This is a genomic window from Pseudomonas sp. Larv2_ips, from assembly GCF_963879675.1.
Lineage (GTDB): Bacteria > Pseudomonadota > Gammaproteobacteria > Pseudomonadales > Pseudomonadaceae > Aquipseudomonas.
Genome location: NZ_CAWOAW010000031.1, coordinates 123,782 through 147,168, shown reverse-complemented (window position 1 = coordinate 147,168; position 23,387 = coordinate 123,782). Strand labels below are relative to the sequence as shown.

24 protein-coding genes are annotated in these 23,387 nt (G+C 60.5%); 13 read left to right on the top strand and 11 right to left on the bottom strand.

Going from position 1 to position 23,387, the window contains the following annotated elements:
• The 5 genes from livM (at position 1) to AACV02_RS26310 (ending at position 5,553) form a co-directional block, all read left to right on the top strand.
• Positions 1–1,278: a high-affinity branched-chain amino acid ABC transporter permease LivM gene (gene livM, locus AACV02_RS26330; protein WP_119737882.1), complete on the top strand. Its 1,278-nt coding sequence runs from the start codon at positions 1–3 to the stop codon at positions 1,276–1,278.
• Positions 1,275–2,150 carry an ABC transporter ATP-binding protein gene (locus AACV02_RS26325; protein WP_119737880.1) on the top strand — a complete coding sequence of 292 codons (876 nt, stop codon included), beginning with the start codon at positions 1,275–1,277 and terminating at the stop codon, positions 2,148–2,150. The genes livM and AACV02_RS26325 overlap by 4 nt, the downstream gene beginning before the upstream one ends.
• The gene (locus AACV02_RS26320) at positions 2,147–2,863 is read left to right on the top strand and encodes an ABC transporter ATP-binding protein (protein WP_069786861.1); all 717 of its coding nucleotides are present in this window, start codon (positions 2,147–2,149) and stop codon (positions 2,861–2,863) included. The genes AACV02_RS26325 and AACV02_RS26320 overlap by 4 nt, the downstream gene beginning before the upstream one ends.
• Positions 2,864–3,685: 822 nt before the next feature.
• A complete protein-coding gene (locus AACV02_RS26315) occupies positions 3,686–4,450 on the top strand; it encodes an SDR family oxidoreductase (protein WP_064450434.1) in 765 nt (254 codons plus the stop codon).
• 197 nt (positions 4,451–4,647) lie between these two features.
• A complete protein-coding gene (locus AACV02_RS26310) occupies positions 4,648–5,553 on the top strand; it encodes a cation diffusion facilitator family transporter (protein WP_106577649.1) in 906 nt (301 codons plus the stop codon).
• Positions 5,554–5,673: 120 nt separating this feature from the next.
• Here AACV02_RS26310 and AACV02_RS26305 read toward each other — a convergent pair whose 3' ends face one another.
• From AACV02_RS26305 to ureE, 5 genes are all read right to left on the bottom strand, one after another.
• On the bottom strand, positions 5,674–6,795 hold the full coding sequence (locus AACV02_RS26305; RefSeq protein WP_119737878.1) for an AGE family epimerase/isomerase: 1,122 nt from the start codon (positions 6,793–6,795) through the stop codon (positions 5,674–5,676).
• A gap of 181 nt (positions 6,796–6,976) precedes the next feature.
• Positions 6,977–7,549 carry a HupE/UreJ family protein gene (locus AACV02_RS26300; protein ID WP_119737876.1) on the bottom strand — a complete coding sequence of 191 codons (573 nt, stop codon included), beginning with the start codon at positions 7,547–7,549 and terminating at the stop codon, positions 6,977–6,979.
• A 24-nt stretch (positions 7,550–7,573) separates the two neighbouring features.
• On the bottom strand, positions 7,574–8,188 hold the full coding sequence (gene ureG, locus AACV02_RS26295; protein WP_017849719.1) for an urease accessory protein UreG: 615 nt from the start codon (positions 8,186–8,188) through the stop codon (positions 7,574–7,576).
• A gap of 26 nt (positions 8,189–8,214) precedes the next feature.
• Positions 8,215–8,889: an urease accessory protein UreF gene (locus AACV02_RS26290; RefSeq protein WP_119737874.1), complete on the bottom strand. Its 675-nt coding sequence runs from the start codon at positions 8,887–8,889 to the stop codon at positions 8,215–8,217.
• Positions 8,886–9,386, bottom strand: a complete 501-nt coding sequence (gene ureE, locus AACV02_RS26285) for an urease accessory protein UreE (RefSeq protein ID WP_119737872.1) — start codon at positions 9,384–9,386, stop codon at positions 8,886–8,888. The genes AACV02_RS26290 and ureE overlap by 4 nt, the downstream gene beginning before the upstream one ends.
• 339 nt (positions 9,387–9,725) lie before the next feature.
• Between ureE and AACV02_RS26280 the strand changes: the two genes are divergently transcribed.
• Positions 9,726–10,196 (top strand): C40 family peptidase, encoded by a 471-nt coding sequence (locus AACV02_RS26280; protein WP_119737870.1) that lies wholly within the window; start codon positions 9,726–9,728, stop codon positions 10,194–10,196.
• Between the two features lie 5 nt (positions 10,197–10,201).
• On the opposite strand, the gene AACV02_RS26275 is transcribed toward AACV02_RS26280, so the two are convergent.
• The gene (locus AACV02_RS26275) at positions 10,202–10,834 is read right to left on the bottom strand and encodes a TetR family transcriptional regulator (protein WP_053254084.1); all 633 of its coding nucleotides are present in this window, start codon (positions 10,832–10,834) and stop codon (positions 10,202–10,204) included.
• 151 nt (positions 10,835–10,985) lie between these two features.
• On the bottom strand, positions 10,986–11,357 hold the full coding sequence (locus tag AACV02_RS26270) for a hypothetical protein (protein ID WP_119737868.1): 372 nt from the start codon (positions 11,355–11,357) through the stop codon (positions 10,986–10,988).
• Positions 11,358–11,725: 368 nt separating this feature from the next.
• On the opposite strand from AACV02_RS26270, the gene AACV02_RS26265 reads away from it, so the two are divergent.
• Positions 11,726–13,792 carry an AsmA family protein gene (locus tag AACV02_RS26265; RefSeq protein WP_119737866.1) on the top strand — a complete coding sequence of 689 codons (2,067 nt, stop codon included), beginning with the start codon at positions 11,726–11,728 and terminating at the stop codon, positions 13,790–13,792.
• 1,266 nt (positions 13,793–15,058) lie between these two features.
• On the opposite strand, the gene AACV02_RS26260 is transcribed toward AACV02_RS26265, so the two are convergent.
• Both AACV02_RS26260 and AACV02_RS26255 read right to left on the bottom strand, forming a co-directional pair.
• Positions 15,059–15,589: a ferritin-like domain-containing protein gene (locus AACV02_RS26260; RefSeq protein ID WP_106577657.1), complete on the bottom strand. Its 531-nt coding sequence runs from the start codon at positions 15,587–15,589 to the stop codon at positions 15,059–15,061.
• Positions 15,590–15,687: 98 nt separating this feature from the next.
• The gene (locus AACV02_RS26255; RefSeq protein ID WP_177410088.1) at positions 15,688–16,599 is read right to left on the bottom strand and encodes a LysR substrate-binding domain-containing protein; all 912 of its coding nucleotides are present in this window, start codon (positions 16,597–16,599) and stop codon (positions 15,688–15,690) included.
• 126 nt (positions 16,600–16,725) lie between these two features.
• Between AACV02_RS26255 and AACV02_RS26250 the strand changes: the two genes are divergently transcribed.
• On the top strand, positions 16,726–17,367 hold the full coding sequence (locus tag AACV02_RS26250) for an FMN-dependent NADH-azoreductase (RefSeq protein ID WP_119737863.1): 642 nt from the start codon (positions 16,726–16,728) through the stop codon (positions 17,365–17,367).
• Positions 17,368–17,445: 78 nt separating this feature from the next.
• The gene (locus tag AACV02_RS26245; RefSeq protein ID WP_119737861.1) at positions 17,446–18,336 is read left to right on the top strand and encodes an esterase/lipase family protein; all 891 of its coding nucleotides are present in this window, start codon (positions 17,446–17,448) and stop codon (positions 18,334–18,336) included.
• Positions 18,337–18,451: 115 nt separating this feature from the next.
• Here AACV02_RS26245 and AACV02_RS26240 read toward each other — a convergent pair whose 3' ends face one another.
• Complete coding sequence (locus AACV02_RS26240) at positions 18,452–19,339, bottom strand: DMT family transporter (protein WP_106577660.1); 888 nt, start codon at positions 19,337–19,339, stop codon at positions 18,452–18,454.
• A gap of 97 nt (positions 19,340–19,436) precedes the next feature.
• Here AACV02_RS26240 and AACV02_RS26235 point away from each other — a divergent pair, with 97 nt between their 5' ends.
• From AACV02_RS26235 to AACV02_RS26225, 3 genes are all read left to right on the top strand, one after another.
• Positions 19,437–20,225, top strand: a complete 789-nt coding sequence (locus tag AACV02_RS26235) for an AraC family transcriptional regulator (RefSeq protein ID WP_119737859.1) — start codon at positions 19,437–19,439, stop codon at positions 20,223–20,225.
• Positions 20,226–20,296: 71 nt separating this feature from the next.
• Positions 20,297–20,608 (top strand): PsiF family protein, encoded by a 312-nt coding sequence (locus AACV02_RS26230; RefSeq protein ID WP_106577661.1) that lies wholly within the window; start codon positions 20,297–20,299, stop codon positions 20,606–20,608.
• A 206-nt stretch (positions 20,609–20,814) separates the two neighbouring features.
• A complete protein-coding gene (locus AACV02_RS26225; protein ID WP_106577662.1) occupies positions 20,815–21,828 on the top strand; it encodes an AI-2E family transporter in 1,014 nt (337 codons plus the stop codon).
• Between the two features lie 54 nt (positions 21,829–21,882).
• Here AACV02_RS26225 and AACV02_RS26220 read toward each other — a convergent pair whose 3' ends face one another.
• Positions 21,883–22,140, bottom strand: a complete 258-nt coding sequence (locus AACV02_RS26220; RefSeq protein WP_177413685.1) for a hypothetical protein — start codon at positions 22,138–22,140, stop codon at positions 21,883–21,885.
• Between the two features lie 748 nt (positions 22,141–22,888).
• Here AACV02_RS26220 and AACV02_RS26215 point away from each other — a divergent pair.
• Positions 22,889–23,383 carry a peptidylprolyl isomerase gene (locus tag AACV02_RS26215; protein ID WP_119737857.1) on the top strand — a complete coding sequence of 165 codons (495 nt, stop codon included), beginning with the start codon at positions 22,889–22,891 and terminating at the stop codon, positions 23,381–23,383.
• Positions 23,384–23,387 lie beyond the last annotated feature (4 nt).

The window sequence follows — 23,387 nt, the reverse complement described above, 5'->3', positions numbered from 1 at the left end:
ATGTCTGCTGCCAAATCTATCGATATCAAGAAAAGTGTGGTCGATACGGTCCTCGCCGGGCTGATTTCGTTGATCGTCTTCGGTCCGATTGTCGGCGTGGTGCTCGACGGCTACAGCTTCAACCTGGAACCGGCACGCGTGGCGATCCTGGTCGCCATTGTGATGGCTGGCCGTTTTGCCCTCAGCCTGTTCCTGCAAACCCCCAAGGGCCTGAAGATTCTGCAGGGTTTCGAGAGCAGTGGCTCCGGCGTGCACGTGTTGCCGCCCGACTACAAATCACGCCTGCGCTGGATCATCCCGGCGCTGATCGTGATCGCCATCGTGTTCCCGATCTTCGCCAACAAGTACCTGCTGACCGTGGTCATTCTCGGGCTGATCTACGTGTTGCTCGGCCTGGGCCTGAACATCGTGGTGGGCCTGGCCGGTCTGCTCGACCTGGGTTACGTGGCGTTCTACGCCATTGGTGCCTACGGCCTGGCGCTGGGTTATCAATACCTGGGCCTGGGCTTTTGGAGCGTGCTGCCACTGGCGGCCATTGCCGCCGCGTTAGCGGGCTGCATACTCGGCTTCCCGGTACTGCGAATGCACGGTGACTATCTGGCCATCGTGACCTTGGGCTTCGGTGAAATCATCCGCCTGGTGCTGAACAACTGGCTGTCGTTTACCGGCGGCCCGAACGGCATGCCGGTGCCTTCGCCGACCTTCCTGGGCCTTGAGTTCGGGCGCAAGGCGAAGGACGGTGGAATACCGTTCCACGAGTTCTTCGGCATCGATTACAACCCCAATATCAAGTTCATGTTCATTTACGTTGTGCTGTTCCTGGTGGTACTGGCCGTGCTGTACATCAAGCATCGCCTGACCCGCATGCCGGTCGGCCGCGCCTGGGAAGCCTTGCGCGAAGATGAAATCGCCTGCCGTTCCATGGGCCTGAACCACGTGTTGGTCAAGCTCTCGGCGTTCACCATCGGCGCATCGACTGCTGGTTTGGCCGGGGTGTTTTTTGCCAGCTATCAAGGCTTCGTCAACCCGTCGTCGTTCACCTTCTTCGAATCGGCTCTGATCCTGGCCATCGTGGTGTTGGGCGGCATGGGCTCGACGGTCGGCGTGGTGATTGCGGCGTTTGTATTGACCGTCGCGCCGGAGTTGCTGCGCAGCTTCTCGGAGTACCGCGTGCTGCTGTTTGGCGTGTTGATGGTGGTGATGATGATCTGGCGGCCACGCGGCCTGATTCGCATCAGCCGTACCGGTGTGACCCCACGTAAAGGAGTGGCGCCATGAGCAAGGAAGTCGTCCTGTCCGTGGAACATTTGATGATGCACTTCGGTGGCATCAAGGCCTTGAGCGATGTAAGCCTCAAGGTCGAACGCAACTCGATCTTCGCCCTGATCGGCCCCAACGGCGCCGGCAAGACCACGGTGTTCAACTGCCTGACCGGTTTCTACAAGGCCAGTGGCGGCAAGATCCAACTCAACATCCGCGGCAAGCAGACCAACGTGATCCAGTTGTTGGGCGAGCGCTTCAAGGTCACCGACTTTGTGTCGCCGAAAAGCTTTTTCAGCCGCGTTTACTACAAGATGTTTGGCGGCACTCACCTGGTCAACCGTGCCGGGCTGGCGCGCACCTTCCAGAACATTCGCCTGTTCAAGGAAATGTCGGTGCTGGAGAACCTGCTGGTGGCCCAGCACATGTGGGTCAACCGCAACATGCTCGCCGGCATCCTCAACACCAAGGGCTACCGCAAGGCCGAAAGCGATGCGCTCGACCACGCCTTCTACTGGCTGGAGGTGGTCGACCTGGTGGACTGCGCCAACCGCCTGGCCGGCGAGCTTTCCTACGGCCAGCAGCGCCGCCTGGAAATCGCCCGTGCCATGTGCACCCGGCCGCAGATCATCTGCCTGGACGAACCGGCAGCCGGCCTTAACCCGCAGGAAACCGAAGCGCTCAGCGCGATGATTCGCCTGCTGCGCGACGAACACGACCTCACGGTGGTGCTGATCGAACACGACATGGGCATGGTGATGAGTATTTCCGACCACATTGTGGTGCTCGACCACGGCAACGTGATCGCCGAGGGCGGCCCGGAAGCGATCCGCAACGACCCGAAAGTGATTGCCGCCTACCTGGGCGCCGACGAAGAGGAGCTGGTATGAGTGCACCTATCCTCGAAATGAAGGACCTGGACGTGTTTTACGGCCCGATCCAGGCCCTGAAAAAAGTCTCGCTGCACATCAACGAAGGCGAAACCGTCAGCCTGATCGGCTCCAACGGCGCGGGTAAATCCACGCTGCTGATGTCGATTTTCGGCCAACCGCGCGCCGAGTCCGGGCAGATCCTCTACAACGGCGTCGACATTACCCATAAGTCGTCCCACTACATCGCCTCCAACGGCATTGCGCAGTCGCCCGAAGGGCGGCGGGTGTTCCCCGACATGACCGTCGAGGAAAACCTGCTGATGGGCACCATCCCGATCGGCGACAAGTACGCGCAGGAAGACATGCAGCGCATGTTCGAGTTGTTCCCGCGGCTCAAGGAGCGGCGCACCCAGCGCGCCATGACCATGTCTGGTGGCGAGCAGCAAATGCTCGCCATCGCCCGCGCGCTGATGAGCCGGCCCAAGCTGTTGCTGCTCGACGAGCCGAGCCTGGGCCTGGCGCCGATTGTGGTGAAGCAGATCTTCGCGACCTTGCGTGAACTGGCGGCGACCGGGATGACCATCTTCCTGGTGGAGCAGAACGCCAACCATGCGTTGCGCTTGTCGGACCGGGCGTATGTGATGGTCAACGGTGAGATTCGCCTGACCGGCACTGGGAAGGAGCTGCTGGTGAACGAGGAAGTGCGTAATGCCTACTTGGGCGGGCACTGATCTGAAGGCTTGATGCAATAACCCCTGTGGGAACCAGCTTTATGTGGGAGCTGGCTTGCCTGCGATGCGAACACCTCGGCCTGTCAGGCAAACCGAGGTGATGCTATCGCGGGCAAGCCCGGCTCCCACATAAAGCCGGTTCCCACATTTGTTTTTGGGGTATCCCCAGGCTCCCCGCCAAATTGTGGAAAACAAATCCAGCCACCCTCCAAAGCGCGACATATAGCCGCCGCAAATCCCTGTTTTGTCACAGTTTTGACTTGTCCCCATCCGCTGTGGAACCGGCTGTGGGTAACGTGGGAGTAGCTGGCTGGACGCCTTTAAAACCGTGGCCTGCAGGGCGGTGGTTGTTTATTGATCAGCGGTTTTTTCGGGACCTGTCGAGCGCTTTGTCAACCTGTTTAAAGACACAGGTATATGACCGATTTATGTCGTCTTGGCCTGTGGATAAGTCTGTGACTAAACTCTGGAAAGACGGCCGCAGAGGCCGGAATGACTGGCCTGGAGCCATCGTTCGAGTTTGCCGTTGTTAACCGGGCCTACATACGGCCCGTCCAAGGTCAAGCAAAAAACTTTCTAAAACTGCCTGCAGGCCTTGTACACAGCGGCTTTTGGCTTTTTGCACTTGCCCCCAAAGACTGTGGGCGCAGTTGTGGATAACCTGCGCGCATATGGCTGCAGGCCACGGTCTATAAGGCCTCGTTCGCGGTGGTTAAAAAGTGACCAGCATGGCATGAAGGTGTGTGCACAGCGGTTGCCGCAATCGCGGCGTAAGGGCATTCTGCTGGCAACTTTTTCCCAGATGCCCGCAAGGAGAACACCATGTCCGACACGCTGTTTATTACTGGCGCAACCTCAGGTTTCGGCGAAGCCTGCGCCCGCCGCTTTGCCGACGCCGGTTGGAAACTGGTGCTCACCGGCCGTCGTGCCGACCGTTTGAATGCACTGGTCGAAGAGCTTTCCAAGCAAACCGAAGTGCACGGGCTGGTCGTGGACGTTCGTGACCGCAAGGGCATGGAAGACGCCATCGCCAACCTGCCGCCATCGTTCGCCAAGCTGCGCGGGCTGATCAACAACGCCGGCCTGGCCGTGGGCACTGACCCTGCGCCCAAGTGCAGCCTCGACGATTGGGAAACCATGGTCGACACCAACATCAAAGGCCTGCTGACCACCACCAGCCTGCTGCTGCCACGCCTGATCGCTCACGGCCGTGGCGCCGGGATCATCAACCTGGGTTCCATCGCCGGCAGCTACCCGTACCCGGGCAGCCACGTGTATGGCGGCTCCAAGGCGTTCGTGAAGCAGTTCTCGCTGAACCTGCGTTGCGACCTGCAAGGCACCGGCGTGCGCGTGACCAACATCGAACCAGGCCTGTGCGAGAGTGAATTCTCGCTGGTGCGCTTCGGCGGCGACCAGGCGCGTTACGACGCGACCTACGCCGGTGCTGAGCCGATCCAGCCGCAGGACATTGCCGACACCATCTTCTGGGTGCTGAACACGCCGGCCCACGTGAATATCAACCGGTTGGAGTTGATGCCGGTTAGTCAGACTTGGGCTGGGTTTGCGATTGAGCGTGGGGCCAAGTAAGGCTTAAGACTGAGTCGCTGCCATCGGGGGCAAGCCCCCTCCCACACTCAACCGAGTTTCAACTTTGAAATGCGGTCAAATGTGGGAGGGGGCTTGCCCCCGATGGCGTCAAATCGGCCAAAACACGACATAAGGTACACTCCACCCCTGAAAACCCCTCCGCACTGTGCGGTTTAAAGGTTTTGACGGGAGGAAATGTGAGTAACCGAGGTGAGCAGGCACTGCTCAAACAATCGACGATTCTGATGTTCGCGGTAGCGATCGCCGGGATTGTCACGGGTGTGATATCTGGCGCCCAATCCATTCTGTTCGACGGCTTTTTCTCGCTGATCGCCACCGCCATCAAGGTGTTGATGCTGATCACGGCCAAGCTGATCGCCAAAAAAAGCAACGAGCGTTTCCAGTTTGGCTATTGGCACCTGGAGCCGATGGTATTGCTGATTGAAGGCAGCTTTTTGCTGCTGATCGCCATCTACGCGTTTCTCAACGGCGTGTTCGGCATTATCAATGGCGGGCGCGAGATCGAGTTGGGCCTGGTGATTGTCTATGCGGCGGTGTTTACCGTCGTCGAATTCGCCTACTTCTTCTACGTGCGCTACCGCAATCGCAAGCTGAAATCTTCGCTGATCCAGTTCGACAACATCAGCTGGCTGGTGGACGCGATGCTTTCGGTGGGCTTACTGATCAGCTTTCTCGCCGCGCTGTTGCTCAAGTCTCAGGGGTATGACGAGTGGGCGGTGTATGTCGACCCGCTGATCCTGATCCTGTTGGCCCTGAGCATGCTGGCGCCGGCGTTCAAGATCTTGCGCCCGGCCTTGCGCGAAGTGCTGGGGATTGCCCCCGATCACTTGGACGACAAGGTGCGCGAAGTGATGGATGCGGCGCTAGCCAAGCATGGTTTCGATGACTACGAGTCCTACGTGCAAAAACACGGGCGGGCGCGGTTTATCGAGATTCATGTGGTGCTGCCGGCGGATTACCCGGTGGACAACGTCGCGACCCTCGACGCGCTGCGCGAAGAGATATCCACAGCGCTGGGCACGCCGGATGCGGCGCGCTGGCTGACGATCAGCTTTACCGGGGATCGCAAGTGGATTGCCTAACAGGCAGATAGACCGAGGTGAGGCATTCGCGAGCAAGCCCGCTCCCACACTTGACCGCGGCCAACCCTTGGAATGCGGCCGAGTGTGGGAGCGGGCTTGCTCGCGAAGAGGCCCTGAAAGTCAGCCCAGATACTGGATCAAACCCTGATAGCAGGTCGCCAAGTGATACGGCGTGGTCGACGGCATGTCCCGTCGGCTCACGGCGCCCTTGGCATCCAGGCATTCATGCCAGCCTTTGTCATGCAAAAAGTGCTGTTGCAGCGCCAGCAATTGGCGTTGCAGCACCGCCTCGCTGGCAGGCCGCAAGGTCAGCGCGCGCAGGTATTCAGCCTGGGCCCAGATCCGTTGAGTGCCATCGCGCACCGTGCCGTCCAGGGCGAGCATGCCGCTGACCGCGCCGCTCGATTTATCCACACCCTTGAGCTCGGCGTAGGCAAACGCCCGCGTCAACGAGGCATGCAGCGCGGTGCCGCGAAGCACGTCTGAAGACGCCAGCAAAAAGAACCATTCGAACTGGTGGCCCGGCTCAAACCAGTTATCCACAGCGCCCAGTGGTTTTTCCATCATCACGCCGTGCTGGCGGTCGATGAAGCGCTTCTGCATGGCCGTGGCAAGGTCCAGCAGTGCATCTTGGGTGACGGCGTCTTCACGCACGGCCAGGGTGGCGAGAAAGCCTTCGGCCAAGTGCATCAGCGGGTTTTGCAGCGGGCCGGACTTGAGGGATGACCAGTTGCGTTCCAATACCGCTTCGTACAGGCCGTCGCCTGTGGCGAAACGGTCGGCGACCACGGCCAGCGCCGCATCGAGCACCGATTCCACCAACGGTTCACGCACTTTGGCCCAGTAGTGGGCACAGGCGAAGATGATAAAGGCGTGGGTGTAGAGGTCTTTGCGCTTATCCAGCGGTTTGCCGTGCGCGTCGATGCTGTAGAACCAGCCGCCGTGCTCGGCGTCGTGAAAGTGCCGTTGCAGGGAGCGAAACAGCGCCGCCGCGCGCGCTTCGGCAAACGCCGACTGGGGCTCACCGATCAGGCTGGCGAACAGGTACAGCTGCCGCGCGCAGGCCATGGCCCGATAGCGTTGCGGGGGCAAAGGCTGGTGATGGGCGTCCAGCGCCTCATAGGGCAACGCCAGCTCGGCATTCCAGCCCGGGCCCTGCCACAGCGGCACGATCAGGTCATGGAAGTGCGTGAGCACGGCATTCAACGAAGGCTGGGAGGCGGAACTTGGAGCGGTGGGCATCGGCTGGCGTCGTCACGGCAGGGGTGTAGGCGCGCATGGTAGCAGGCTTGGGATGGCTGGTGGTTTTGAGACCACTTTCGCGAGCAAGCCCGCTCCCACATTCGACCGCTTTCCAACGCCAGGACGCGGTTAAATGTGGGAGCGGGCTTGCTCGCGAAGAGGCCTTCAGCAGCGCCGCACATCAGCCCGCCAGCAACCAGACCCCCGTCGCCGCCGAAGCCGCCCCGGCCACCCGCACCAACGGCGCAGCCGCCGCCGGCAGAAAACGCACCACCGCATACCCGGCCGCGTGCAACACCGCCGTCGCGCCGACAAAGCCCGCCGCATACGCCCAAGGGCTGGACATGTCCGGCAGCTCCAAGCCATGCGCCACGCCATGGAACAGTGCAAACAACGCCGTGGCAGCCACCGCGACGAACAGTGGCGGCCGCACCGCCAGCGCCACGGCCAGGCCCAGCGCCAGCACCGAGGCCGCGATCCCGCTTTCCAGTGCCGGCAGTTCCAGGCCTTCAAAGCCCAGCAGGCCGCCAATCAGCATGGTGCCGACAAAGGCGCAAGGCAGCGCCCAGCGTGCGTTGCCTTTTTGCTGCGCCGCCCAGAGGCCGACGGCGACCATGGCCAGTAAGTGATCGATGCCGCCCAGTGGGTGGCTGATGCCGGCTACCAGCCCGTTATCGCCATGCCCGGGGTGAGCGAAGGCGAGGGCTGGGGTGAGCAGCAAGGCGGCGGTCGCGAGAAGTTTGTTGAGACCCATGAACAGGCTCCTTTTAGGGTGATGTCAGGCTGCGGTCAGCAAGCCCTGACGTTCGATAAAGGCGACGATTTCATCCAGGCCGACGCCGGTTTTCTGGTTGCTGAACACGAAGGGCTTGCCGTTGCGCATCCGCTGAGTGTCGCTGTTCATCAATTCCAGCGAGGCGCCCACCAGCGGCGCCAGGTCGATCTTGTTGATGACCAGCAGGTCGGATTTGCAAATACCGGGCCCGCCCTTGCGCGGCAGCTTGTCGCCGGCCGACACATCGATCACGTAGATAGTCAGGTCTGACAGTTCAGGGCTGAAGGTGGCCGACAGGTTGTCGCCGCCGGACTCCACCAGAATCAGGTCCAGGCCGGGGAAGCGGCGATTGAGCTGGTCCACTGCTTCGAGGTTGATCGAGGCATCTTCACGAATCGCGGTGTGCGGGCAGCCGCCGGTTTCCACGCCGATGATGCGCTCCGGCGCCAGGGCCTGGTTGCGCACCAGGAAGTCGGCGTCTTCGCGGGTGTAGATGTCGTTGGTCACCACGGCCAGGTTGTAGCGATCGCGCAGCGCGAGGCAGAGCGCAAGGGTCAGGGCCGTCTTGCCGGAGCCCACCGGGCCGCCGATGCCGACACGCAAGGGTTGTGTGTTCATGTGCTTCTCCACAGAAGTAAAAGGGCTTAGGAACGGAACAGGCGGCTGTACTGGCGCTCATGGGCCATGCACGCCAGGGACAGGCCGAAGGCGGCGCTGCCAAATGAGTCGGGGCCCAGGCGGCTGGCGTCGTGCTGGGCTTGCTGCAGCAACGGCAGCAGCTCACTGGTCAGGCGCTGGGCGGCTTGCTGGCCCAACGGCAAGGTTTTCATCAGCACGGCAAGCTGGTTTTCCAGCCAGCTCCATAGCCAGGCGGCGAGGGCGTCGTCAGGGCTGATCTGCCACGCGCGGGCCGCCAGCGCCCAGCCCAGGGCCAGGTGCGGTTCGGCGCAGCTGTCCACAAATGCGCGCGCGGCGGCGTCCAGTTCCGGCAAACCACTGAGCAGTTGCTGCAGGGAGTAGCCCATTTGCCGGCTCTCCTGGTACAGCTCGCGGGTTTCGCGGCTGGCGCGGTGTTCTTCGCATAACTGTGTCAGGCGCGGCCAGTCCTGGTCCGCCGCCGCGCGGCAATGGGCGAGCAGCAAGGGCGCTTCGAAGCGCGCCAGGTTGAGCAGCAACTGGTCGCTGATCCAGCGACGGGCGCTGGCGGCATCATTGACGCGGCCATTTTCCACGGCCATTTCCAGGCCTTGGGAATAGCTGTAGCCACCAATCGGCAATTGCGGACTGGCCAGACGCAACAGCGCCCAGGCTGGGTTCATGGACGTACGCCGAACTGGTGCAGCTTGGGCGGGTAGTTGAAGTCTTCGTCGCCATGGCGCGAATGATGATGGCCGCCGCCGTAGGCGCCGTGTTCCGGTTGGAACGGCGCTTCGAGGGTTTCGGTCTGCGCACCGAGCTGTTCGAGCATGGCCTTGAGCACGTAGTCATCCAGCAGGCGTAGCCAGCCATCGCCCACCTGCAGGGCGACGTGGCGGTTGCCGAGGTGGTAGGCGGCGCGGGTCAGTTCAAACGCACTGCTGCAGGTGACGTGCAGCAGTTGTTCAGGGCGCGCGACGACGCGTACGACGCGTCCGTCTTCAGCCTGTAGGAACTCGCCATCATGCAACGGCGGCTGACCGCGCTCCAGAAACAGGCCGACGTCTTCGCCGTCGGCACTGAAACAGCGCAGCCGGCTTTTGCTGCGTGCTTCGAAATTCAGCAGCAGCTCAGCGGCCCAGAGGGTTTGAGGCGCGATTCGGCGGTGGATCACCAGCATCAGGAGGCTTCCAGCTATGAGCGATAAGAGTGCTAGAGCAAGGGGCTTGCCAATCACGCACGCGCGTGGGAAATCCTTGTAGGCAAGCACCGGCGTGCCACCGAATAGGGCGTCAGTCGATTCCGACGGTGCTTCTAATTGGTGCGTGGCAGGATTTATAGCACCGGATGTGGGCGTTTTGCGTTGAGATCCGTAGCGCGCTGCATGAAATTTCTTTCATCTGATTCGTGCTGGAATTTTCCAGGAATTGACCTACACGAACGCCGGATAGGGCGTTCAAGCACCTACGGGCTGTTTCATTAGGATATTCGCCGTCCTTAATTCACCGCGGCGTCGATCATGTTCAAAGGCTTTACGTATCTGGTCATTTTCAGTCTGTGGTGCGCCGCGGGGTCGGTTGCGGCCAATGCGCTGCCTGGCGCGCCGATCACGCGTGTTATCGACCGCGCCCATGCGTTGCTCGGCACACCCAATAACGGTGCCGGCAACAGCGTCGGCCAAGGGTTCGATTGCAGCGGCCTGCTGGTCTATCTGTTCAAGACCGAAGCCAATATCCGCCTGCCGCGCACTACAACGCAGATGCACCGATCAAGCGCCGCGACGGTTCAGAGAGCCGCGCTCAAGCCGGGCGATGCGGTGTTTTTCAAGGGCAATGGCAGTGGGCAGATCAGCCATGTCGGCCTGTATGTGGGCAAAGGCAAATTTATCCACTCGCCCAGCACCGGCAAGCGCGTGCGCATCGATTCGTTGAGCAGCCGTTATTGGAAAAAGCACTACACCACTGCCAAACGCTTTCACGTGGCGGGCTGATCGGCTTACTCGGTGCTGCCCAGGCCTTGCCAATGCTTGAGGCCGATGAAGATAAAGCGCAATTGCTGGGTGATTTTCGCCTGGGGTGTGAGATGGGCAGGCAGGGCCTGGGCCGGCGGGTCGATAATGTCGGGCAGGGTGGCGAATACACTTTTGACGATCAGGTCGGCCATCACGTGCAGGCCTTCGGCATCCAGGTGCTGGAGCTTGGGCATCAGCGTGAGGTCAGCCGCCAGGTCACTGGTGATGTCTTCGCGCAAGGCGCCGATGGCTTGGCGCACGGCCAGGCAGCCCCCGTATTGCTCGCGGGCCAGGAACAGGAATTGCGATCGGTTGGCCGACACTACATCCAGAAAAATCCGCACGGACGCATCAATGATGCCGCCCATCACGAACTCGTTGTGGCGTACCAGGCGAATTGTGGCGCGGAAGGTTTGGCCGACTTCACTTACCAGCACCAGGCCCAGCTGATCCATGTCGTCAAAATGGCGATAGAAGCCGGTCGGCACAATGCCAGCGGTCTTGGCCACTTCGCGCAGGCTGAGGCTGCCGAACCCGCGGCCACACTCCATCAGATGGCGGGCTGCGTCCATCAAAGCGAGGCGGGTCTGTTGCTTCTGTTCAGCGCGGGGCAGCATCGGCGGGCGGACTTTGTCGGCAAGTACAGCGACGCACTCTAGCAAAACAGCTTCGTCGGCGTCGAACTTGGCGGGAGTGAGGCGTGAGGCGGTCTGTCAAAAAGCAAAAGCCCGATCGGCTGATCGGGCTTTTTTCTCGGCCACCACGGGCTTAGCTCTGTGCTTGATGCAGTTCTTGCAGACGATCAGCACCACCTTCGGCAACGCCATCGGTGTAAGCGCGTTTGTTGGCTTGTTCAGCACCGCCTTCTACCAGACCTTTCTGTTCCAGGCGATCACGGCCACCTTCAGCAACACCTTCGGTGTAAGCACGTTTGTTGGCGTGTTCCGAACCATTTTCTGCAACGGCGCCTTTGGCGTAGTCACGGTTTTCGTCTTCTTGCGAACCGCTGCGAGCCAGGGTTTGGCTGGATTGAACGGCTTGAGCTTTGTTCTGTGGGGTGGCTTGTTCAGCGGCTGGCAGGGCAAAGGCGCTGGAAGCCAGTACAGACAGCAGAACAGTAGCGAGTATTTGGCGTTTCATGAGGGTTGCTCCTTAGGAGGGCGATAAAGTGGGTACAGGGCTAATGCTACTCTCGATAAGTCGATATAAAAGTTCATAAACACAATGGTAATAATCAACAGAATTGATTGTTCCCATCAGAGGCTCTAGAACGCGCCTCTCAAGCCCGCGGTTTTGCACCATGGTGGGTATTTTCGACCCGTTCATGGGTAACACCGGTGCATTGTTGATGGTTTGGTCGATTCGAGCTGTAGGAGGAATCGCTTTTTTTGCTCGGAATTCGTACTTGGGCTAAACCCCCACGCCATTTGTCAGTCGTAGCCTTATAAGCTGTAGTCAAAAGGTGCGTGGCAACGCGCACCCTCAGTCGTAACCAGGAGTCCTGTGCAATGACGCGCACTCGTAAAATCGTCGCTTGGAGCTGCGCCAGCTTCGTTCTGTTAATCGCCGTGGTGGTCTTGGTGCTGGTGTTCTTTGACTGGAACCGCATAAAACCGCCGATCAATGCCAAGGTCTCCGAAGAACTGCATCGCCCCTTTGCCATCAATGGCAACCTTGCGGTGGTGTGGGCGCGTGAGCCTGACGAAGGCGGCTGGCGTGCCTGGGTGCCGTGGCCGCACGTGATTGCCGAAGACCTGACGCTGGGTAACCCGGACTGGTCGAAAAAACCGCAGATGGTCACGCTCAAACGCGTGGAACTGCGCATTTCACCGCTGGCGCTGCTGGCGCAGCGTGTCGTGATTCCACGTATCGACCTCACCGAGCCGAGTGCCGACCTGCAGCGCCTGGCCGACGGTCGCGCCAACTGGACCTTCAAGTTCGATCCCAAAGACCCCAACGCCGAGCCGTCCAGCTGGGTGGTGGACATCGGTGCCATCGGCTTCGACAAGGGCCACGTGACCCTGGACGACCAGACGCTCAAGAGTCAGTTGGACGTCATCATTGACCCGCTGGGTAAACCGATTCCCTTCGGCGAGATCGTCGGCGACGCCGATGCCAAGAAGGCCCTGGAAAAAGGTTCGGCGCCTCAGGACCACGCGTTTGGCCTCAAGGTCAAAGGGCAGTACCACGGCCAGAAACTCGAGGGCACGGGCAAGATCGGCGGCCTGCTCGCCTTGCAGGACGCGGCCAAGCCGTTCCCGCTGCAGGCCCAGGTGAAAATCGCCGACACCAGCATCGCGCTGGCCGGCACCCTGACCGACCCGCTGAACCTTGGCGCCCTGGACCTGCGCCTGAAACTCGCCGGCAGCAGCCTGGGCAATCTGTACCCACTGACCGGCGTGACGCTGCCAGACTCGCCGGCCTATTCCACTGACGGCCACCTGATCGCCAAACTGCATGAAACCAGCGGCGCGTCATTCCGCTACGAGAACTTCAACGGCAAGATCGGCGACAGCGACATCCATGGCAACCTGGCTTACGTCGCCAGCCAGCCACGGCCCAAACTCAGTGGCGCGTTGGTTTCCAACCAACTGCTAATGGCGGATCTTGCGCCCTTGATCGGCGCCGACTCCAACGCCAAGCAAAAAGCCCGCGGTGGTGAAAGCAAGCAACCGGCGACCAAAGTGCTGCCGGTGGAAGAGTTCCGCACCGAGCGCTGGCGCGAGATGGACGCCGACGTAGAGTTCACCGGCAAGCGCATCGTGCACAGCGCTGAATTGCCGTTCACCGACCTCTACACCCACTTGGTGCTCAATGACGGCGAACTCAGCCTGGAACCCCTGCGTTTCGGCGTCGCCGGCGGCAAGCTGGATGCGCAGATTCGCTTGAACGGCCGCACCGTGCCGATGGAGGGTCGCGCCAAACTCACGGCGCGTAACTTCAAGCTCAAGCAGCTGTTCCCAACCTTCGAGCCAATGAAAACCAGCTTCGGTGAACTCAACGGCGACGCGGACATTTCCGGGCGCGGCAATTCCGTGGCGGCGCTGCTGGGCACGTCCAACGGCGACCTGAAAATGCTCATCAACGATGGCGCGATCAGCCGTGGGCTGATGGAAATTGCCGGGCTCAACGTAGGCAACTACGTGGTGGGCCGCTTGTTTGGCGACAAGGAAGTGAAGATCAACTGCGCGGCGGCAGACTTCGGTATCAAGACCGGCCTGGCCACGACACGCTTGTTTGTGTTCGATACCGAGAACGCGATCATCTACATCGACGGCACGGCGAACATGGCGACCGAACAGCTGGACCTCACCATCACGCCGGAGTCCAAGGGCTTTCGGCTGTTCTCCCTGCGTTCGCCGCTGTACGTCAACGGGCCGTTTATCAAGCCTAATGCGGGCGTGAAAGCCATTCCTCTGGCCCTGCGCGGCGCCGGCATGGTCGCGCTGGGCGTCATCGCCGGCCCAGCCGCCGGGTTGCTGGCATTGGTAGCACCGAGCGGCGATGAGCCGAACCAGTGCGCACCGTTGCTGCAGCAGATGAAGGAAGGCAAAGCACCGAAAACCGTGAAGTAACTGACAAAACCCAAAACCAAAAGTGGGAGCTGGCTTGCCTGCGACAGCGGTGGATCAGTCGATATCTTTATTGGCTGGCCCACCGCTTTCGCGGGCAAGCCCGCTCCCACAGGGGTTCAGCGGTGTGGCGGATGGCAGGGCTGGCAAAGTATCCGCCCTGATCAGCCGCCGGACGCGGTGAAAGAGTAACTGACGAAACCCAGAACCAAATGTGGGAGCTGGCTTGCCTGCGATAGCGGTGGCTGAGTCAATATCTTCATTGACTGGCCCACCGCGTTCGCGGGCAAGCCCGCTCCCACAGGGGTTCAGCGGTGTGGCGGGTGGCAGGACTGGCAAAGTATCCGCCGTGATCAGCCGCCGGACACGCTAAAAGAGTAACTGACGCAACCCAAAACCAAATGTGGGAGCTGGCTTGCCTGCGAAAGCGGTGGCTGAGTCAATATCTTCATTGACTGGCCCACCGCTTTCGCGAGCAAGCCCGCTCCCACAGGGGTTCAGCGGTGTGGCGGGTTACTGGGCTGGCAAAGTATCCGCCCTGATCAGCCGCCGAACACGGTGAAGAAGTAACTGACGAAACCCAAAACCAAATGTGGGAGCTGGCTTGCCTGCGATAGCGGTGGTTGAGTCGATATCTTCATTGGCTGGCCCACCGCTTTCGCGGGCAAGCCCGCTCCCACAGGGGTTCAGCGGTGTGGCGGGTGGCAGGACTGGCAAAATATCCGCCCTGATCAGCCGTCGGACACGCTAAAAGAGTAACTGACGAAACCCAAAACCAAATGTGGGAGCTGGCTTGCCTGCGATAGCGGTGGTTCAGTCGATATCTTTATTGGCTGGCCCACCGCTTTCGCGGGCAAGCCCGCTCCCACAGGGGGGCAGCGGTTTGGCGGATGGCAGGGCTGGCAAAGTATCCGCCCTGATCAGCCGCCGGACACGGTGAAGAAGTAACTGACGAAACCCAAAACCAAATGTGGGAGCTGGCTTGCCTGCGATAGCGGTGGATCAGTCGATACTTTCATCAACTGACACTTCGCTTTCGCGAGCAAGCCCGCTCCCACAGGGGTTCAGCGGTGTGGCGGATGGCAGGGCTGGCAAAGTATCCGCCCTGATCAGCCGCCGAACACGGTGAAAAAGTAACTGACGCAACCCAAAACCAAATGTGGGAGCTGGCTTGCCTGCGATAGCGGTGGTTCAGTCGACACTTTCATCAACTGACACTGCGCTTTCGCAAGCAAGCCCGCTCCCACAAGGGTTCAGCGGTGTGGCGGGTTACAGGTCCTGCAGAATATCCGCCATGTCGTCGGCGTGTTCTTCTTCCTGAGCCAGGATTTCTTCAAAGATGCGACGCGTGGTCGGGTCTTTGTCGCCGATGTACTGGATGATTTCGCGGTAGCTGTCCACGGCAATGCGCTCGGCTACCAGGTCTTCGTAGACCATTTCCTTCAGGTTGTTGCCGGCCACGTATTGAGCGTGGGAGTTTTTCGACAGCAAGTCGGGGTTGAATTCCGGCTCGCCGCCCAGTTGCACGATGCGCTCGGCCAGTTTGTCGGCGTGCTCGGCTTCCTGGGTGGCGTGCTCCAGGAACTCATCGGCCGCGACGCTGGCTTTCAGGCCGGTGGCCATGAAGTAGTGGCGTTTGTAGCGCAGCACGCACACCAGCTCGGTAGCCAGCGACGCGTTGAGCAGGCGAATGATTTCTTCGCGGTCAGCGTCGTAGCCTTCGGTGACGGCGCCGTTTTCGACGTTCTGGCGGGCGCGTGAGCGCAGGGTCGCAACGTCAGTCAAATGTGCTTCAGTCATCTCAATCTCCTGGTGCTAATCCGGTTTTACGCCACGCTCTGCCGGCGTGATCGCTCCAAGTTGTGAGTGCTGCGCGACGCAAAAAGTTTTATCGGATTTTAAAGTGCCTGACCGGACAGCTTCGCTTGCGCCTGTACCCACTGGAAAAACGCGCGCACCGGCGGATGCCGTTCACGGCCCGGCACGCAAAGCGCACTGTAACCGGCCCCTTGCACGCTGATCTGCGGCCGGTAGGGCACCAGTAAGCCGGTGGCGACGCTTTCCGACACCAGAATATTGCTTGCCAGCACCAAGCCCTGGCCGGCGATCGCCGCTTGCAGCGCGTAATGCTCTTCGTCGTATTCGCGCAACGGCAGTGCGTGGTTCAGCCAAGTCTCGCCGGCCTTTTCGCACCAGGCTTGCCAGCCGAGGGCATAGAGCCGGGAATTGTGCCAGCGCACGCTGATCAGCGTCGGCACTTGCGCGCTGGCCCGCGCGACCACGTCAGGCGCGCCATACACCGCAAAGCACTCATCGAACAGGCACTGGCCGTAGAGGTTTGGGTAATCGCCGATGCTGTAGCGAATCACCAGATCGATGCTGGCGTCCTGCTGCAGGTCGACCACCTCGCACTGAGTGTCCAGGCGCAAATTGATATCCGGGTGGGCGGTATAGAAGCGTCCCAGTCGAGGCACCAGCCACAGGGCTGCAAACGCCGGCGTAGTGGACACCGTGAGATGGCCGGCGCTGCGCTGCGGGCGCAGGCTGTCGACGCTTTGCGCCACGTCCAGCAGGGCGCCGTGCACGCTGTGAAACAAGCGCTCGCCGCCTTCGGTCAGGCGCACCTGCCGCGGCAGGCGTTCGAACAATCGCACGCCCAGCCAGGTTTCCAATGCGCGGATCTGGTGGGACACCGCCGTGGGTGTGACTGACAGTTCCTGGGCAGCAGCCTTGAAGCTCAACAGGCGCGAGGCTGATTCAAAGGTGCGCAGGGCAGTAAGGGGCAGCGAGGCAAACATCAGGGGCTCCATGAATGAGATGAATTCATCTGGATTAACTATTGCTCATTTGTCGGTCAGCGCGCCCGGCTCTAGATTTGCGAGCAAGCGCGGCAGTTATACCGATTGCCCGAGTCTACCCTGTGAAGGTTTTAACAGATGAAAAAAATACTAGTGGTCCACGCCAGCCCGCGTGGCGAACGTTCTCACTCCCGGCGCTTGGCCGAATCGTTTCTCGATGCCTGGCAGGCGGCCAACCCTGATGCGCAGATCACCCGACGCGAAGTCGGTCGGGCTTTTATTCCGCATGTCAGCGAGGCGTTCGTCGCGGCAAATTTTTACCCCGAGCCGCAGTCCCTGCCGAAGGTGATGAAGGCCGACCTGCAACTGAGTGATGAGCTGGTCGGCGAGCTGATTGAACATGAGCGGCTGGTGATTTCCATGCCGCTGTACAACTTCGGTGTACCCAGCGGCCTCAAGGCCTGGATCGATCAAATCGTGCGCATGGGGCTGACCTTCGACATCAGTCACGACAGCCAGGGCATCGCGCACTACCAGCCGTTACTCAAGGGCAAGCGCGCACTGATCATCACCAGCCGTGGCAGCAACGGGTTCGGCCCCGGTGGCGAAAACGAGGCGATGAACCATGCCGACCCGCACCTGCGCACGGCGCTGGGTTACATCGGCATCGATGACATTCGGGTGATCGCTGCCGAAGGTGAAGAGTCGGACAAAAGCGTGTTCCTGCGTGCCTGTGAGGAAGCCGAGCGCCAGCTGCACGACCTGGCGGGGCATTTCTAAAGCGCTGGCGGTCACGGGGCGGTCATCTCGCGTGGTCTAGGATGACCGTATCGTCTTCCCGATCAGGATATCCGCTGCATGGACGAATCCCTCGCCACGCGTTACCCGCTTGTGTTGGTGCCCGGCATGCTGGGTTTTGTGCGCCTGGGGCTGTTCCCCTACTGGTACGGCATTGTCCCGGCGTTGCAGGCGGGCGGCGCGCAGGTATTCCCGGTGCAGGTGGCACCGCTGAACGCCAGTGAGGTGCGCGGCGAGCAGTTGCTGGCCCAGATCGAGCGCATTCGCCGGCAAACAGGTGCCGAAAAGGTCAACCTGATCGGGCACAGCCAGGGCTCGCTGACGGCACGTTACGCGGCGGCCAGGCGTCCAGATTGGGTGGCGTCGGTGACATCGGTGGCCGGGCCTAACCATGGCTCGGAATTGGCAGACCACTTCCAGGTTCATTACCCCGCAGACCATTGGAAGGGCCGGCTCGTAAGCGCGGTGCTGCATTTGGCTGCCTGGGTGATGGGCGTGCTTGAGACCGGCTATCGCGGGCCGCGCTTCAAGGTGGATGTGCAGGCCTCGCACCAGTCCCTGACCTGCGAAGGCGTGGCGCTGTTCAACCGTCAGTTCCCCCAGGGTTTGCCGTCAACATGGGGCGGGCAGGGCGCCGAGGTGGTCAACGGCGTGCGTTATTACTCGTGGTCCGGCACCTTGCAGCCGGGCAAGACCGATCGCGGGCGTAACCTGCTGGACGGCACACACCGCAGTTGTCGGTTGTTTGCGCGCAGTTTTGTGCGCGAAAAAGGCCAGTGCGACGGCATGGTCGGGCGGTATAGCTCACACCTGGGGCTGGTGATTGGCGATGACTACCCGCTGGACCACTTTGATATCGTCAACCAGTCGATGGGGCTGGTAGGCAAGGGGGCGGAGCCGATTCGGTTGTTTGTTGAACATGCGCAGCGGTTGAAGGCTGCCGGGGTTTAGCAGGTGGGCCGCGTCTTCGTTCATCGCAGGCAAGGCCAGCTCCGGCATTCGCCCCCATTCCAAGCTTGGAACTCGGTCAACTGTAGGAGCCGGGCTTGCCCGCGATAGCGGTCTATCAGGCGACGCTGACCTCTTGGCGCACCGGCGTGGTCCAGCGCTCCGACAAAATCACCCCGCCCAATGTCAGCAATCCACCCACCAAGTGGTACATCGCCAGCTCTTCCTTGAGCACCACCGCCGCAATCAGCGCGGTAATCAACGGCAACAGGTTGAAAAACAGCGTGGTGCGGCTTGGCCCCAAGGTCTTCACCGAATGCATCCACGCCAACGGCGCGAGCATCGAGGCGAGCAGACAGGCATACAGCACCAGCGGAATATTCGCCCAGCCCAGGCCAGCCTTGTTCGAGAACAGGAACAATGGAAACAGCACCACCACCGCCACCAGCACCTGCAAATACAGCAACACCAGGGGCGGCAGGCGCAACTGCCATTTTTTCAGCAGCGTGCTGTAAACCGCATAGGCCAGGGTGGCGATCAGCATCATGGCGTCGCCCAGGTTGAGCCCGTGTTGCAGCAACGCGCCCAGACTGCCGGCCGACACCACCACCACCACGCCGGCAAACGACAGTACCGCACCGGTCAGCGCGCCGAAGGTCAGGCGCTGGCCGAGGCTGATAATGGCGGCGGTCAATGCCATCAACGGCATCAGCGAGAGGATGATGCCCATGTTGGTCGCCGAGGTCAGGGCCGCGGCGTAGTAGGCCAGGCTTTGATACACCGCCATGCCCAATACACCGAGGATGAAGATCTTGCCCAGGTTCGGGCGAATCAGCGTCCAGTTGGCGATCACCGGCTTGAGCATGAACGGGGTAAACAGCAGCGCCGCCAGCAACCAGCGGTAAAAGCCGATTTCTGCCGGGAAGAGGGTGCCCACGGCCAGTTTGTTGACCACGGTATTACCGGCCCAAATGAAGATGGCCAGCAGGGGATACGCGTATTGCATTGAAAGGAACCAGGTGTGTTGATGAGGCGGGATTATCCCCTGTCTGGATCGAAGCCTATACTGCGATCCAGACAACCGACCTTTGTATCCAGACAATATGGCCAGACACACCGTACGCCTCGCGGATTTCCACAGCCTGCCAAGCCCGGTCTACTTCCGTTACTCCGATTTCGCCCCCGATACCGAGTGCACCCCGCACCGGCATTTCTGGGGTTCGCTGGACTATTCGGCCAACGGCGTGATGCGCATGGAGGTGGCCGGCAGCCGCTTTATGTCGCCGCCGCAGTACGCGGTGTGGATCCCGCCGAACACCGAGCACAGCTCCTACAACGCCCAGGCGATTGTTTATCGTTCGGTAGGCCTGGCCCCGGAACTCTGCGAGCAATTGCCGCAGGCGCCGTGCACCCTGGCGATCAGCGAGATTCTCAAAGCCATCCTCAGCGACTTTGCCCAGCGTGACGTCAATATCCCGCAGACCGAAGCCGATATCCGTTTGGCCCAGGTGCTGGTGGACCAACTCAAACAAGCGCCGATTCACGATTGCTTCCTGCCCTACGCGCGTCACCCCGGCCTGCTCGGTGTGCTTGAAGGCATGCAGGCCGCGCCCGGGGACAACCGCCCGTTGGCGCACTGGGCCGAGCAGGTGCATGTGAGCGAACGCACCCTGGCGCGGCAATTTGTGCGGGAGTTGGGCATGAGCTTTGGCGAATGGCGCCAGCGCCTGCGCTACCTCGCCGCCATCGAAGCTCTCGACAGCGAGCGCAGCGTGCAACACGTGGCATTTGACCTGGGTTACAGCACCGCCTCGGCGTTCATCGCGATGTTCCAGCGCCACGCCGGCTGCACACCGGAGCAGTATCGTCGAACTAATATTCGCGGTCGGTGAAGATGTAACGGGCTTTGACTACACTCCTGCGTAGGCCGTGCCCCCCGGCACGGTAACAGGGAGAAAACTCCATGAAGATGCTGCGTATTCCGCTGTTGATGATGGGCCTGCTGCTGTGTTCCCAAGGGTTTGCCGCCACCGCCGCACAGACCGCCCAGCAACAAAAAATGACCACCTGCAACGCCGAAGCCAAAGGCAAGACGGGCGACGAGCGCAAAACATTCATGAGCACGTGCCTCAAGGCCGCTCCGGCAGCCAACGACGCCAAGACCCTGACGCCCCAGCAGCAGAAGATGAAAGACTGCAATGCCACGGCGAAAACCAAGGCGTTGACCGGCGATGCACGCAAGACCTTTATGAGCACTTGCCTCAAGGGTAGCTGATCACGCTTTCGCGCCCGCTGGCGTTCAGGTGTGGGAGCCGGGCTTGCCCGCGATGCAGACACCTCGGTGTATCAGGCAAACCGAGGTGATGCTATCGCGGGCAAGCCAGCTCCCACAGTTGATCGCATTCACACCCTGGCCTCTCGCTTGATTCCCTCAAGGCTGGCAGACTGCCCATCCTTTAACGCCGTTCGTTTTGAGGCTGTATGCCAACGTTTTCTCAGCGTCACGTGTTGTTGCTGGTCAGTTGCATCATCATTTTCGGTGGATTACTGCTGGTCCTGCCGCTCAAGCTGCTGCCCAGCCTGCTGGCCGGCCTGTTGGTTTATGAACTGGTCAACATGCTCACCCCGCAATTGCAGCGGCTGATCGAAGGTCGGCGCGCGCGCTGGCTCGCTGTGGCGTTGCTCGGCACCTTGATCGTCAGCGTGCTGGCCCTGATCTTTGCCGGCGCCATCAGTTTCCTGCTCCACGAAGCGGAAAATCCCGGGGCTTCCCTCGACAAATTCATGGGCGTGGTCGATCGCGCGCGCGGCCAGCTGCCGCCGTTTTTCGACGCCTACCTGCCCGCCAGCGCCGCCGAGTTTCGCGTGGCCATCGGCGACTGGCTGAGCAAGCACCTGAGCGAACTGCAACTGGTCGGCAAAGACGCTGCCCACATGTTCGTCACCCTGCTCATCGGCATGGTGCTGGGCGCGATCATTGCCCTGCAGCGCGTGCCCGACCTGACCAAGCGCAAACCGCTGGCCGCCGCGTTGTTCGACCGCCTGCACCTGCTGGTCCAGGCGTTTCGCAACATCGTCTTCGCCCAGATCAAGATCGCCGCGCTCAACACCCTGTTCACTGCGATCTTCCTCGGGATCGTGCTGCCGCTGTGCGGGATTCACCTGCCGCTGACCAAGACCCTGATCGTGCTGACCTTCCTGGTCGGCCTGCTGCCGGTGATCGGCAACCTGATCTCCAATACGCTGATCACCATCGTCGCGTTGTCGCTGTCGATTTGGGTCGCAGTGGCGGCGCTGGGGTATTTGATCGTGATCCACAAGGTCGAGTACTTCCTCAACGCGCGCATCGTTGGCGGGCAGATCAGCGCCAAGTCGTGGGAATTGTTGCTGGCGATGCTGGTGTTCGAAGCCGCATTCGGCCTGCCGGGTGTGGTGGCGGGGCCGATTTACTATGCGTACCTGAAGAGTGAGCTGAAGCTCGCCGGCATGGTTTGACTGTGTTCCGGCAGGGCGACTGAAGAGCCGCCCTGTTCCCGCTTAGGACGCTTGTCAAGTTAGCCGGCGCCCAATCACATCCATCAAGTCACACCCATCCCGCAATGGGATAGCCATCAGTTGTGCGAAGTCGTGAAGTACCACGGCGTCGCTGCTGATCTCCTCTCGAAAAGCGAGGTTCTCCAACAGCTGTGTCACCGCGCGAATGCGAAAGGCGGCGGCTTCATAGAGCACATCGAGAGGGGCTTGGGTGTCGATGATTAACGCGGGGATGGTGCAGTCGTGGCCGGTTAAGGGCATGTAACGATTCATAGTGAAACTCCGTGGTCTATAGGGAGCTTCCACTCGATTGTCGCCAAACAATAGGGTGGCAGCTGTACGCAGGTTGGCGAACCGGAAACCACGGAACCGGCAGACCCGAAGGTCTCCCGCGCACAGCTACCATAGACGCAGCTTTGCGGGTACAAGAATGCCTGCCAAGAAAGCAGGCATTTTTGAACGTGGATTCAGGTCGCCAAACCTGATCGCCATAGGGGCGACGGGCGGACTATAAACGTCATTGAGTCAATGGTGCAAGGCGCAGGATGGCTTGGTTACAGCATTCAGGCGGGAGAGTGGGTTGAATGGTTTTGGGGCTGCTGCGCACCCCAGCGGGAGCAAGCTCCCTCGCCACAGGAGGGCTGTGGCGACTGGGATTTAGGGTGTGTGCAGGCCTAAATGTGGGAGCGGGCTTGCTCGCGAAAGCGGTGGTTCAGTATCAGATGTCCTGACTGACACACCGCCTTCGCGAGCAAGCCCGCTCCAACATTTTGTTGCTGTGTTGGTGAAATCGGGGCCGGTCAGCTGTCCTAACGACCCATCAATCGCCTGCTCAAACAGTGCCCAACTCGAGTGGGCATTGGCTTTTGGGCTGATCGCGAAACCATCTAAAAAACTGTCATTCTTCACAGTTTTTTAACCGGCTCGTAACACCTACCTTACTTCTGTGGCACATCAACGGATAACAGAAAATACCGGGTATTTCCTGTTCTTTAATGACTGACAAGGAAAGGGTGATTTTATGGCCGGGCCGGATGTTTATTTTGATATCACTATCGCCGACAAACCCGCAGGTCGAATCGTCATGCGGCTCTATGACGACATTGTCCCGAAAACCACCAGAAATTTTCGCGAACTTTGTACAGGCGTAAATGGGTTTGGGTACGCAAAGTCCATATTTCACCGGGTCATTCCGAACTTTATGTTGCAAGGCGGAGATTTCACCAGACATAACGGCACAGGCGGCAAGTCTATCTATGGAGAAAAATTTGCTGACGAAAACTTTTATAAGAAACATGACAAGCCAGGTTTGTTGAGCATGGCTAACGCAGGTCCGAACACCAACGGTAGCCAGTTTTTTATCACCACAGTTATCACCAGTTGGCTGGACGGTAAACACGTCGTGTTCGGTGAAGTCGTCGAAGGTATGGATTTGGTGAAGGCGATTGAGCAGTTAGGGTTGGATAGCGGTGCACCCAAGAGCAGGATCACGATTTCAAGCAGCGGCGAAGTCTAATAAC

What these genes read in the sequence shown, in the direction of transcription:
- livM (WP_119737882.1), top strand. Translation starts at nt 1, where the DNA reads ATGTCTGCTGCCAAATCTATCGATATCAAGAAAAGTGTGGTCGATACG.
- AACV02_RS26325 (WP_119737880.1), top strand. Translation starts at nt 1,275, where the DNA reads ATGAGCAAGGAAGTCGTCCTGTCCGTGGAACATTTGATGATGCACTTC.
- AACV02_RS26320 (WP_069786861.1), top strand. Translation starts at nt 2,147, where the DNA reads ATGAGTGCACCTATCCTCGAAATGAAGGACCTGGACGTGTTTTACGGC.
- AACV02_RS26315 (WP_064450434.1), top strand. Translation starts at nt 3,686, where the DNA reads ATGTCCGACACGCTGTTTATTACTGGCGCAACCTCAGGTTTCGGCGAA.
- AACV02_RS26305 (WP_119737878.1), bottom strand. Translation starts at nt 6,795, where the DNA reads ATGCCCACCGCTCCAAGTTCCGCCTCCCAGCCTTCGTTGAATGCCGTG.
- AACV02_RS26300 (WP_119737876.1), bottom strand. Translation starts at nt 7,549, where the DNA reads ATGGGTCTCAACAAACTTCTCGCGACCGCCGCCTTGCTGCTCACCCCA.
- ureG (WP_017849719.1), bottom strand. Translation starts at nt 8,188, where the DNA reads ATGAACACACAACCCTTGCGTGTCGGCATCGGCGGCCCGGTGGGCTCC.
- AACV02_RS26290 (WP_119737874.1), bottom strand. Translation starts at nt 8,889, where the DNA reads ATGAACCCAGCCTGGGCGCTGTTGCGTCTGGCCAGTCCGCAATTGCCG.
- ureE (WP_119737872.1), bottom strand. Translation starts at nt 9,386, where the DNA reads ATGCTGGTGATCCACCGCCGAATCGCGCCTCAAACCCTCTGGGCCGCT.
- AACV02_RS26280 (WP_119737870.1), top strand. Translation starts at nt 9,726, where the DNA reads ATGTTCAAAGGCTTTACGTATCTGGTCATTTTCAGTCTGTGGTGCGCC.
- AACV02_RS26275 (WP_053254084.1), bottom strand. Translation starts at nt 10,834, where the DNA reads ATGCTGCCCCGCGCTGAACAGAAGCAACAGACCCGCCTCGCTTTGATG.
- AACV02_RS26270 (WP_119737868.1), bottom strand. Translation starts at nt 11,357, where the DNA reads ATGAAACGCCAAATACTCGCTACTGTTCTGCTGTCTGTACTGGCTTCC.
- AACV02_RS26265 (WP_119737866.1), top strand. Translation starts at nt 11,726, where the DNA reads ATGACGCGCACTCGTAAAATCGTCGCTTGGAGCTGCGCCAGCTTCGTT.
- AACV02_RS26260 (WP_106577657.1), bottom strand. Translation starts at nt 15,589, where the DNA reads ATGACTGAAGCACATTTGACTGACGTTGCGACCCTGCGCTCACGCGCC.
- AACV02_RS26255 (WP_177410088.1), bottom strand. Translation starts at nt 16,599, where the DNA reads ATGGAGCCCCTGATGTTTGCCTCGCTGCCCCTTACTGCCCTGCGCACC.
- AACV02_RS26250 (WP_119737863.1), top strand. Translation starts at nt 16,726, where the DNA reads ATGAAAAAAATACTAGTGGTCCACGCCAGCCCGCGTGGCGAACGTTCT.
- AACV02_RS26245 (WP_119737861.1), top strand. Translation starts at nt 17,446, where the DNA reads ATGGACGAATCCCTCGCCACGCGTTACCCGCTTGTGTTGGTGCCCGGC.
- AACV02_RS26240 (WP_106577660.1), bottom strand. Translation starts at nt 19,339, where the DNA reads ATGCAATACGCGTATCCCCTGCTGGCCATCTTCATTTGGGCCGGTAAT.
- AACV02_RS26235 (WP_119737859.1), top strand. Translation starts at nt 19,437, where the DNA reads ATGGCCAGACACACCGTACGCCTCGCGGATTTCCACAGCCTGCCAAGC.
- AACV02_RS26230 (WP_106577661.1), top strand. Translation starts at nt 20,297, where the DNA reads ATGAAGATGCTGCGTATTCCGCTGTTGATGATGGGCCTGCTGCTGTGT.
- AACV02_RS26225 (WP_106577662.1), top strand. Translation starts at nt 20,815, where the DNA reads ATGCCAACGTTTTCTCAGCGTCACGTGTTGTTGCTGGTCAGTTGCATC.
- AACV02_RS26220 (WP_177413685.1), bottom strand. Translation starts at nt 22,140, where the DNA reads ATGAATCGTTACATGCCCTTAACCGGCCACGACTGCACCATCCCCGCG.
- AACV02_RS26215 (WP_119737857.1), top strand. Translation starts at nt 22,889, where the DNA reads ATGGCCGGGCCGGATGTTTATTTTGATATCACTATCGCCGACAAACCC.